We start from the raw sequence: 10,749 nt of genomic DNA on the forward strand, positions 1-10,749 counted from the left end.
CCCCCCGGTTCGGCCCCGCCTCCTTGTTGCGGTCCATCGCCGCCCGCACCGTACGCAGCCGCCGCAGCGGGTCCGGATCGTCCACCGGCAGTTTCATCAGGTACCCGGAGAGCCGGTTGCCCTGCGGGTACGCCGTACGCGGCCGGCGCTTGGAGACGGGGATCAGCGCCCGGGGCGCGACCCCTTCGCTGCCGTCCCCCCGCTCGTCCAGCCACCGGCGCAGCGCGCCCGCCACCACGGCGATCAGGACGTCGTTGACGGTGCCGCCGACGGTCTTGCGGATCCGGTGCACGTCGTCCAGGTCCACCAGCACCCCGGCGGTACGGCGGGTGCCGCTCGCCGCGGAGGTCAGCGCGGCCGGGGAACGGGCGCCGAGGCTCGCGTCGATCGTGGTGCGGGCGACGGACGCGCCGATGTCGAGGGCGCGCCCGAGGTCGGAGAGAGTGCCTCTGACCAGGTCGGGGAGTTTGCGCACGTCGCGGAGGAGACCGCGGGGAGGCTCGGCGGGGCGCGGCCGGGGCGCGGGCATGTCAATGGGGTCCATGACGGCCGCGGCGAGCGTCAGCGCCCGCAGCCCGTCGGCGAGGGCGTGGTGGAACTTGAACAGGACGGCGAAGGAGGTGCCGTCCTCCCCCGGCAGCACATGTGCCTCCCACGGCGGCCGGCCCCGCTCCAGCGGGCGCTCCATCAGCCGTCCGGCCACCGCGTGGAAGTCGGCGGTCGGCGCGTGCAGCCGTACGTGGTCGAAGGGCTCGAAGTCGGCGACGGGCTCCCGGGTCGCGCCGCCGAACGCCAGGGGCAGCCGGACGTCCGGGAACCACACGTCCCGGATCCGCATCCGCAGCGCAGGCACCGCGGCGGACCGCGTGGCGAGCAGCTCGGCGGCATGGGCGCCCGCGGTGGGCGAGTTCGCCGTGAAGACGCCGAGGGCGGCCAGGTGCATGGGGTGTTCGGCGGACTCGATGTTCCAGAACGCAAGGTCGAGGGGGGCGAGCAGGTCAGAAGTCAAGGGCTTGCCTCGCGTCGACGACGGGTGAGTCGGTAGTCAATCGCTGTTGGCCGATTACGGTCAAGTACGATCAAGCTACGCACAGTTAACAACAGATTAAGTCCCGCCCTTAAAGAAAGGCGGGACTCATGCGACATCTGTGTGCACGGTGGTCACCCTGAAGGGCTAGGGCACCTGCTGCCCCTTGCCCAATGCGATCACTCCGCCCCGGGAGACGGTGTACAGCTCGGCGTCCCGTTCCGGGTTGACTCCGATGGTGGCCCCCGGAGGCACCTGGACGTTCTTGTCGAGCACCGCGCCCCGGACGACCGCGCCCCGCCCGATGTGGACGTTGTCGTGCAGGACCGAGCCCTGGACGACCGCGCCCGGGTCCACCACGACCCCCGGGGAGAGCACGGACCGCGTGACCTGGCCGCGTATCAGACAGCCCGCACTGATGATCGACTCACTGGCGATCCCGCCCGCGTTGAAGCGGGCCGGGGAGAGCTGGCCGGAGCTGGTGTAGATGGGCCAGCTGCGGTTGAAGAGGTTGAAGGCGGGGCGTTCGGCGATGAGGTCCATATGGGCGTCGTAGTAGGCGTCGAGGGTGCCGACGTCCCGCCAGTAGCCCTGGTCACGGGTGGTCTCGCCGGGTACGTGGTTGGCGCTGAAGTCGTAGAGCTGCGCCTCCCCCCGGTCGGTGAGCTGGGGCAGGATCGAGCCGCCCATGTCGTGTACGGAGTCCTCGTCCTCCGCGTCCCGCTGGAGCGCCTCCACCAGGGCCTTGGTGGTGAAGATGTAGTTGCCCATCGAGGCGAACACGCATTCGGGGTCATCGATCAGGCCGGGCGGGTCGGACGGCTTCTCCAGGAAGCGTTCGACGGTCCGGCCGTCGGAGCCGGGCGTGATCACACCGAAGGAGGACGACTCCCCGCGCGGCACCCGGATACCGGCCACCGTCACGCCCGCCCCGCCCTCGATGTGCTGCGCCAGCATCTGGCGGGGGTCCATGCGGTACACGTGGTCGGCGCCGAACACGGCCACGTACTCGGGCTGTTCGTCGTGGACTAGGTTCAGTGACTGCAGGAGGGCGTCGGCGCTGCCCAGGTACCACCGCGGGCCGAGCCGCTGCTGGGCCGGGACCGGGGTGACGTAGTTGCCCAGCAGGCTCGACATCCGCCAGGTCGTTGTGATGTGCCGGTCCAGCGAGTGCGACTTGTACTGCGTGAGCACGCAGATGCGCAGGATGTCCGCGTTGACGAGATTGGACAGGACGAAGTCCACCAGGCGGTACGTGCCGCCGAAAGTCACCGCTGGTTTCGCACGGTCTGCCGTGAGGGGCATCAGCCTCTTGCCCTCACCGCCCGCCAGTACGATTCCCAGCACCGAAGGTCCACCACGCCGCATGCCGCCGCCCCTCTACGCCCGGTCGTGCCGAACGCTGATCCTGACTGCCCTGTGACTACCCCTGTTTGAGGACTTCCTCGTAAAGCCGGACCGTCCGCCGGGCGACCGCGTCCCAGCCGAACTCCCGCACCGCGCGCTCCCGGCCGGCCTCGCCCATCCGGGCGGCCGTCACGGGGTCGGCGAGCACCGAGTCCAGGGCCCGGGCCAGCCCGTTCTCGAAGTCGTCCTCGGTCGGCACGAGCAGGCCCGTGACGCCGTCCTCCACGACCTCCGGTATACCTCCGACCCGCGAGGCGACCACGGCCGTGCCGCAGGCCATGGCCTCCAGGTTGACGATGCCGAGCGGCTCGTAGACCGACGGACAGACGAACACGGCCGCGTGGGTGAGGAGCTGGATCACGTCCGGGCGCGGCAGCATCTGCGGGATCCAGAACAGACCCTCGCGCGCGCGGCTCAGTTCCGCGAAGAGGTCGCGGAACTCCTGGTCGATCTCCGGGGTGTCGGGCGCGCCAGCGCAGAGCACGACCTGTGCGGCCGGGTCGATGCCCCGTACGGCGCGCAGCAGATGGGGCACGCCCTTCTGCCGGGTGATGCGGCCGACGAACAGGACGTACGGGCGGCCGGGGTCGATGCCGATGCGGTCGAGGACGTCCGTGCCGTGGTCCGGCCGGTAGAGCGAGGTGTCGATGCCGTTGTGCACGACATGGAGCCGCCCCGGGTCCAGGGCGGGGTAGCTGCCGAGGATGTCGTCGCGCATGGCGCCGGAGACGGCGATCACCGCGTCGGCCGACTCGATCGCGGTGCGTTCGGCCCAGCTGGACAGGGCGTAGCCGCCGCCCAGTTGCTCGGCCTTCCAGGGGCGCAGCGGCTCCAGCGAGTGGGCGGTCATCACATGGGGGACGCCGTGCAGCAGCTTGCCGAAGTGGCCGGCCAGATTGGCGTACCAGGTGTGCGAGTGGACCAGTTCGCGGCCTTCGAGGCCGGCGGCGATGGCTAGGTCGACGGAGAACGTGCGCAGCGCGTCGTTGGCGCCGTCGAGCGCGGACCAGGGCCGGTGGCGTACGACACCGCCGGCGGCGCCCTCGCCCCAGCAGTGCACGTCCAGGTCCACCAGGGACCTCAACTCGTGGGCGAGGAACTCGACATGGACGCCCGCACCGCCGTAGACGTCGGGCGGATACTCCCGGGTCAGCAGGCCGACTCGCACCCGGAACCCCCTGTCTCAGCGGCTGGTTCCCACATGGTCACCCAGAAGGGTCGGTTGCGGAAGAGCACGATGTTCGCGCGGGCGCCCACCCGGGGTCAGGAGCGAGGACCGCGGTGGGAGCGCGTGCCGGGCGGCCGGTCGAAACAGCAGTCGCCGCACAGCCCCCCGCCGGGCAGCCGGTAGTGGAGGCAGCAACTGCGGCGGCGACGGGTGGCCGGGTCGAGCGTGCCGGCCAGATCGGGGTGCGCGAACAGGTCGGTGGCGAGTGCGCGGGCCCGACTCGCCACCTCGGTACGGCCGTTGACGGCGGCCCAGTGGTCGATCTGACGCACGGCCCCCATCAGCGCGGAGGCCGCGTTCCCCCACAACAGGCGCTCGGAAAGCCGCAGTTGAGCACGTAGGGCCGCCGCCAGCGGTACGAGGTGGCCCTCCCGTACGACCTGGCCGATCCGCTCGGCGGGCAGGCCTCGCACCTCGGCCAGCCACAGCTCGTCCGGGGCACTCGCGTCGGCGTCCCAACGCATGAGGCGGGGATCGAGGTCGGGGACACGGCCGTACAGCGCGGCCGCCCCCAGGGCGACCGACCACAGACGGGCGGCGAAGCCGAGGTGGGCGATGGAGGCGGCCACGCGTGGCTCGGGCGCCCGAAGACTCCGCGCGACCTTCCGGACACGGAAAATTACGGGATTCGCGTAAACCTCCCGTTCCACATCGGCACCCCGTGCCGCGTAGGCCTCCGCGAGCGTGGGCGGTCCGCCGTGCGTGGGTCGTCCCGTGCGTAGTACGAAGAAGTCGCCGAGGGCGGAGAGGGCGGTGAGGCCGGGGTCGTGATCCACGAGGACGAGTAGTACCAGGACCCGCGTACGCGTCGACGAGGCGGCCTGCACCCTGTGTCGCCCCTCTGGGGGATGACGGCGGGTCCCCCGTACTCCAACGGCAGTAGGACCTATTGAGTGCTCAGGTACGACGACGCGGAGGGGTGTCCGGGGGCATCGTGGTCACCATGAAAGCCGAGCGTCCACCGCGCCGGGCCGGAAGCCCCCGCGCCTCGCTGAGGAGCCGCACATGAGCGCCCTCGCGTTGTCCGTACTGCTGTCGTTCGTCTCCGCCGTGGCCTACGCGGGCGGGGCGATCGTGCAGGAGCGAGTCGCGGTGTCCTCCCCCGGCCAGTCCTACGCGCCGCTGCGCCGTCCGGTGTGGTGGGCCGCCGTCGGGCTGAACGGCCTCGGCGGGCTGCTGCACGTGGTGGCCCTGGCCTACGGCCCGCTGAGCCTGGTGCAGCCGCTCGGTGCGCTGACCATCGTCTTCGCGCTGCCCATGGCGGCGCTCTTCGTGGGGCGCAGGGCGGGCGCGACGGCCTGGCGGGGCGCGATCATGGCGACGGTGGGTCTGGCGGGCCTGCTCTCTTTGGTCGGCGCGGCCGATGCCCAGTCGCTCGGCAACGCCCAGCGGGTAGGGGTGGCCCTGGTCAGCGGAGGCGCGATCGCCGCGCTGATGGTGGCGGGACGCGCGGCGCACCGGCATCCGGCCGTCCGCAGCATCCTGCTCGCGGCCGCCTCCGGCGTCGCGTTCGGCATGTCCTCGGTCTTCACCAAGACGGTCGCCGTCGACTGGACGGACGGCGTCGCGCTCTCCGACCTGCCGACCCTCGCGGTCATCGGTGTCTTCGCGACGGCCGGTCTGCTGCTGTCCCAGGCCGCGTACCGGGGCGGCGGTCTGACGGCCCCGCTCGCCACCCTGACCGTGGTGAATCCGGTGGTGGCGGCCGCGGTCGGCATCACGATGTTCGGCGAGACGTTCCGCTACGGCACGACCGGCACCCTGCTCGCGCTGGGCTGCGGTGTCGTCGCGGCGGGCGGCCTGATCCTGCTGACCACCGAGCGGCTCGCCGACGAGGTACGGGCGGACGGGGCCGGCGAAGGCGCGACGGACGGGGCCCGGGAAGACGCGACGGTCACGGCCGCCGACCGGGACTCCCTGGCGCTGGAGGAGCTGCTCGCGGGGCTTCCGCGGCAGACCGCCGGGGTGCCGGGCATTGGTGACGCGATCGGCCTGGAGCAGCGTGTGGTCGTACCGGCGCCGTTCCTGGGGAGCAGAGTGGCGGACGAGGAGGGCGCCCCTCACGGACTGCTGCCGCTGCCCTTCCAGGATGAGCCGTATGTGCCCAGGGCACTTCTCGATCGGCATCGCGACCGCGTGAAATCCTGAGCGGGAGGCCCGGACCGGGCCTCCCGCACCACGTCAGACCACCACGTCAGACCACCACGTGAGGCCACCACGTGAGGCCACCGCGTCAGATCCGAACCCCTCCCGCCCGCAGATAGGCGATCGGATCGATGTCGCTGCCGAAGCCGGGCCCCGTCCGCACCTCGAAGTGCAGATGCGGGCCCGAGCTGTTGCCCGTGGAACCGGAGCGGCCTATGCGCTGTCCGGCGCTCACGTTCTGCCCGGTCTTCACGGAGATCGCCGAGAGGTGGGCGTACTGCGAGTACCGGCCGTCGGTGTGCCGGATCACCACCTGGTAGCCGAAGGAGCCGCCCCAGCCCGAGGTGACCACCTCGCCGGCGGCCACGGACTTGACCGTGCTGCCGGTCGACACGGGGAAGTCGACGCCCGTGTGGTAGCCCTTCGACCAGGAGGAGCCCGAGGCGCGGTAGGGCGTGCCGAGGGAGGCGCTCACGGGGGCGACGAGGGACGCGGACTCCTGCCGCTTCTCGGACGCCTGCTGCTTCTGTTGCTTCTTCTCCTGCTTCTTTTCTTGTTTCTTCTCTTGCTTCTTCTCTTGCTTCGGTTGCTGCTTCTGGTCCTGCTTCTGGCCGGCCGTGTGCAGGCTCAGGCGCTGGCCGGGGATTATCACGTTCGGGTCGGAGCCGATGGTCGTGCGGTTGGCCTCGTAGAGCTTGCGCCAACCGCCCCTGACGTCCTGGGAGTCGGCGATCTCGGAGAGGGTGTCGCCACGGACCACCGTGTACATCTCGACCTTGCCGGCCTGGGACTGGGGCGTGGTCTGCGGTTTCACGTCCCCGATCCGGCGGGTGGGCCCGTCGCCACCCCGGGTGAGGCCCGCACGCTGTGAGCAGACGGGCCAGGCGTCGGGGCCCTGGCCGTCGAGGACCTTCTCGGCGATGGCGATCTGCTGTTCCTTGGTGGCCAGATCCGCGCGGGCGGCGTACGCCGTGCCGCCGAAGGCCTCCCACGTGGACTGACTGAACTGCAGACCGCCGTAGTAGCCGTTGCCGGTGTTGATGTTCCAGTCGTTGGTGGACTCACATGCCGCGACCTTGTCCCACGTCTCGACATCGGCCGCTTCCGCGACGCCGGTGCCCATCAGCGGGAGCGCCATTCCCGCGCCGCCCGCCGTGACGGTGAGTGAGGCGCGGTTGATCCTGTTCGGTTGGTACCGCCGGTGCCGACCGCGTACGGCCATGGAGTATCCCCCTCGCCTATGCAGTGAGCCGCAAAAGTAAGCGCCGCGAACCGGCCAGGACAAGACGAAAATTCAGCCGCTCCCGTCCCGCGTGTGGCGGGTAAGCAACCTGATCCGGCGCGTAAGTGCCCCCGTCCGGCGCGCGAGTGACCAGGGACGGCGCGCAATGAGTCGGGTTGCGCGCCCCATTGAGGCAGGCAGGGCCCTTCCCGCGTACTCAATCCCGGCAGACCGCGCAGTGCGGACGGGGCCGGTGCACGTCAGGATGGCCGGAAGGACAATACTGGCGGGCAGGAACGGCACCACCGATATCAGGATCCATAGGAGCCAACCGTATGAGCACTTCAGCCCAGATCGGCGTCACCGGCCTCGCGGTCATGGGGAGCAACCTCGCCCGCAACTTCGCCCGCAACGGCTACACGGTCGCGGTCCACAACCGCTCCGCGGCGAAGACCCACGCGCTGGTCAAGGAGCACGGGCACGAGGGCGACTTCATCGCGGCCGAGACCGCCAAGGACTTCGTCCAGGCGCTGGAGCGCCCCCGGCGCCTGGTCGTCATGGTGAAGGCGGGCGGACCGACGGACGCGGTGATCGAGGAGTTCGCGCCGCTCCTGGAGCCCGGCGACATGATCATCGACGGTGGCAACGCGCACTTCGCCGACACCCGCCGCCGTGAGGCCGCACTGCGCGAGCAGGGCATCCACTTCGTCGGCGCCGGCATCTCCGGCGGCGAGGAGGGCGCGCTCAACGGGCCGAGCATCATGCCGGGCGGCCCGGTCGAGTCGTACGACTCCCTCGGCCCGATGCTGGAGAAGATCTCCGCGAAGGCCGCCGACGGCGCGCCCTGTGTCACCCACGTGGGTCCGGACGGCGCCGGGCACTTCGTGAAGATGGTCCACAACGGCATCGAGTACGCCGACATGCAGCTGATCGGCGAGGCGTACCAGCTGCTGCGCGACGTGGCCGGCTACACCCCCGCGCAGATCGCCGAGATCTTCCGCACCTGGAACACCGGGCGCCTCGACTCGTACCTGATCGAGATCACGGCCGAGGTGCTGGCGCACGTGGACGCGGCCACCGGCAAGCCGTTCGTGGACGTGGTCGTCGACCAGGCCGAGCAGAAGGGCACCGGCCGCTGGACCGTCCAGATCGCGCTGGACCTGGGCGTTCCGGTGTCCGGTATCGCCGAGGCCGTCTTCGCGCGCTCGCTGTCGGGCCACGCCGCGCTGCGCGACGCCTCGCGTTCGCTGGCCGGTCCCAAGGCGACACCGCTCAGCGCGGCCGAGGCGGGCGCCTTCGCCGACCGGGTCGAGCAGGCGCTGTACGCCTCCAAGATCGTGTCGTACACCCAGGGCTTCCACGAGATCGACGCCGCGCGCGTCGAGTACGACTGGAACATCGACCTGGGCAAGGTCGCCTCGATCTGGCGTGGCGGCTGCATCATCCGGGCGGCCTTCCTGGACCGGATCCGCGCGGCGTACGACGCCCGGCCCGACCTGCCGAGCCTGCTCTCCGACGAGACGTTCGCCCAGGAGATCGCGGCGGCGCAGGACGACTGGCGCGAGGTGCTCGTCGCGGCGACCCGCCAGGGCGTGCCCACTCCCGGGTTCGCGGCGGCGCTGGCGTACTACGACGCGCTGCGCGCCGAGCGGCTGCCCGCGGCGCTCACGCAGGGACAGCGGGACTTCTTCGGGGCGCACACGTACCGCCGGGTCGACCGGGAGGGGTCGTTCCACACGCTGTGGGGGCAGGGCCGCGACGAGGTCGAGGCCTGAGGACCGTCTGACCGGGGTTCGGTCCCAGGAGGTGGAGGTGCTGATCCGTCGGCGACCGCGGGTCGGTCGTGGCGGGTCACGCGGTTCCCCGAGCCCCTGAACCTTCTTCCTGTGGCCCGGCGTGAGCAGTTCACGCCGGGCCACACGCCTCTGTCCACCGCTCTGTCCACCGCTCGGCCCACTCCCCTACGACAGCGGGCCCGGCTTGGGCTCGCCCGGGACCGGGTCCGGGCCCGGGGGGTTGGGGACGGGGGTCTGTCCGGCATCGTAGCCCGCCCGACGTAAGCGTTCTGTCTGTTTGTGTGCCACCTCACGTCATTTGCGGTGATTGCGGTGATTGCGGTGATTGCGGTGGTTGCGGTGTTCTTGTTCGATCGGCTGATCCTCGGAGATCACGGCTCGTCCGCGTCACCGATGCCCACCACGGTGAGATGGGCACGGTCCACGTCGGCGTCCTCCAGGCAGCCGCGCAACCGCAGACGGTCGTGATCGGTCAGGGACGGGCGGACGACCCCCGCGAACAGCCCGTCGCCGAGCTCGCCGAGCGTGGTCCGCCGCAACGGCACCGACGTGGAGTTACGACAGCGCTCCCACGCCTGTGAAGCGGCCATGGACTGCCGCTCGGCGCTCGGGGGAACACCTCGCATGTCCACCCGGACCAGTACGGACGTCGCCTCGGCCCCGTTCCGCTCCTCCTTCCTGGTCTGGGTGAGGTCGGCGAGCCCGACCACCAGCGACACCAGCAGGCCGACGCCGACGCCGACGGTGATCAGCCGCGCTGCCCGCCCCCGCCCCTGGCCGCCGCCGGGCGCAGCCGTGTCCTCCAGATCGGCGTCCGGCGCCGGATCGGGCGCGGTGAGCACCGCCAGCCGCCCGGCGAGGTGCCGCTCCGCCGCCGGCCGGGCCGTGACCGACGCGACCCGCTGCACCAGCCAGGCGATCCCCGACAGCACCACACCGGTGATCAACAGCACGGGCACGAAGACATACGTACGACTCGCCGGATCCTCCAGCCAGCGGAACCGGTCGCCACGCTCACCGGTGCGCGTCTGCCGCAGCCTGGCCAACGCGTCCTGCTGCCGCCGTTCGCTCTCCCTGATCCGCTCCTCGATCCGCGCCAGCCGCCCCAGCAGCACGAGCCCGAGCAGCAGCACCCCGACGATCAGGAGCAACACCCCGCTGAGGATCGCCCGCTGCCACTGCCACCGGTAGAGGTAGACGACGAAGTAGACGCCCGCGCCGACGGCCGCCGCGCCCCCGAAGAGGTAGGCGAGGCGCCGCATCACGACCCCTCCGCCCGCACGTCGCCGGAGCCACCGTCGACCGTCACCCGGGTCCCCGGCGGGAAACGGCGCACCGCGTCGTCGACACCCACCACGGCCGGCACCCCGAACTCCCGGGCGAGCACCGCGAGATGGGACAACGGGCTGCCCGTCTGCGCCACCAGCCCCGTGATGCGCGGCAGCAGCGGGGCCAGCGCCGGATCGAGCGTCCGGACCACCAGCACGGCGTCCTGCGGCCCGGTCCCCTCGCCGTCCCACACCATGCCCACGCCCCTGCCACCGGACACACCCCGGCCGCCGTCCCCGTCTCCCGCGCCGTGACGCCCGGCGGTGCGTTCGGCGACGACGACACCGCCCTCCGCGAGCCGGAACCGGTCCGGGAGCGGAGCGGACGCGGCCCGAGGCAGCCGTTCCGCGAAGTCCCCCGGCAGCCCACCGGCCTCCAGCGCGCCCACGAACTCCTTCCACCGCAGCAGCCCCACCCGCCGGACCTCACCCAGCACACCCCGGACGAGCAACCTGCGCGCTGCCTCCCGCACCAACCTGACCTGCAGCTCCTGCACCCAGCGGATCCGCAGCCGCAGGGCCTCGCGCGGCGGAAGGGCACCCGGGGAGAGGATCCCCGCGCGGCGGGAGGACGGGAGGGGAGGCGTGATGTCGCC

The 10,749-nt window shown here is 71.5% G+C and carries 9 protein-coding genes; 2 read left to right on the plus strand and 7 right to left on the minus strand.

The annotated features are described in order from the left end of the window. From P1P70_RS32445 to P1P70_RS32460, 4 genes are all read right to left on the minus strand, one after another. A partial coding sequence (locus P1P70_RS32445; protein WP_319244167.1) for a wax ester/triacylglycerol synthase domain-containing protein occupies positions 1 to 1,009 on the minus strand: 1,009 nt, incomplete at its 3' end. 165 nt (positions 1,010 to 1,174) lie between these two features. Further along, entirely contained in the window at positions 1,175 to 2,395 is a 1,221-nt protein-coding gene (gene glgC / locus P1P70_RS32450) for a glucose-1-phosphate adenylyltransferase (RefSeq protein ID WP_319244169.1), read from the minus strand. 55 nt (positions 2,396 to 2,450) lie between these two features. Then, a complete protein-coding gene (gene glgA / locus P1P70_RS32455) occupies positions 2,451 to 3,602 on the minus strand; it encodes a glycogen synthase (protein WP_319244171.1) in 1,152 nt (383 codons plus the stop codon). A 95-nt stretch (positions 3,603 to 3,697) separates the two neighbouring features. After that, on the minus strand, positions 3,698 to 4,438 hold the full coding sequence (locus P1P70_RS32460) for a (2Fe-2S)-binding protein (RefSeq protein WP_319244183.1): 741 nt from the start codon (positions 4,436 to 4,438) through the stop codon (positions 3,698 to 3,700). Between the two features lie 229 nt (positions 4,439 to 4,667). Here P1P70_RS32460 and P1P70_RS32465 point away from each other — a divergent pair, with 229 nt between their 5' ends. After that, positions 4,668 to 5,810, plus strand: coding sequence for a DMT family transporter (locus P1P70_RS32465; RefSeq protein WP_319244173.1), 1,143 nt, complete (start codon positions 4,668 to 4,670; stop codon positions 5,808 to 5,810). Between the two features lie 85 nt (positions 5,811 to 5,895). Here the strand turns inward: P1P70_RS32465 and P1P70_RS32470 are convergent, their stop codons facing one another. Beyond that, positions 5,896 to 7,029: a transglycosylase family protein gene (locus P1P70_RS32470; protein ID WP_319244175.1), complete on the minus strand. Its 1,134-nt coding sequence runs from the start codon at positions 7,027 to 7,029 to the stop codon at positions 5,896 to 5,898. Between the two features lie 335 nt (positions 7,030 to 7,364). On the opposite strand from P1P70_RS32470, the gene gndA reads away from it, so the two are divergent. Then, positions 7,365 to 8,804 (plus strand): NADP-dependent phosphogluconate dehydrogenase, encoded by a 1,440-nt coding sequence (gene gndA, locus P1P70_RS32475; RefSeq protein ID WP_319244177.1) that lies wholly within the window; start codon positions 7,365 to 7,367, stop codon positions 8,802 to 8,804. A gap of 392 nt (positions 8,805 to 9,196) precedes the next feature. Here the strand turns inward: gndA and P1P70_RS32480 are convergent, their stop codons facing one another. Then, positions 9,197 to 10,087: a hypothetical protein gene (locus tag P1P70_RS32480; protein WP_319244179.1), complete on the minus strand. Its 891-nt coding sequence runs from the start codon at positions 10,085 to 10,087 to the stop codon at positions 9,197 to 9,199. After that, positions 10,087 to 10,749 (minus strand): PEP-utilizing enzyme (locus tag P1P70_RS32485; RefSeq protein ID WP_319244181.1); only part of this gene is annotated, 663 nt, incomplete at its 5' end. The genes P1P70_RS32480 and P1P70_RS32485, both read right to left, overlap by 1 nt.

Source organism: Streptomyces sp. MB09-02B (assembly GCF_033794485.1).
In the GTDB taxonomy this organism is placed as follows: domain Bacteria; phylum Actinomycetota; class Actinomycetes; order Streptomycetales; family Streptomycetaceae; genus Streptomyces.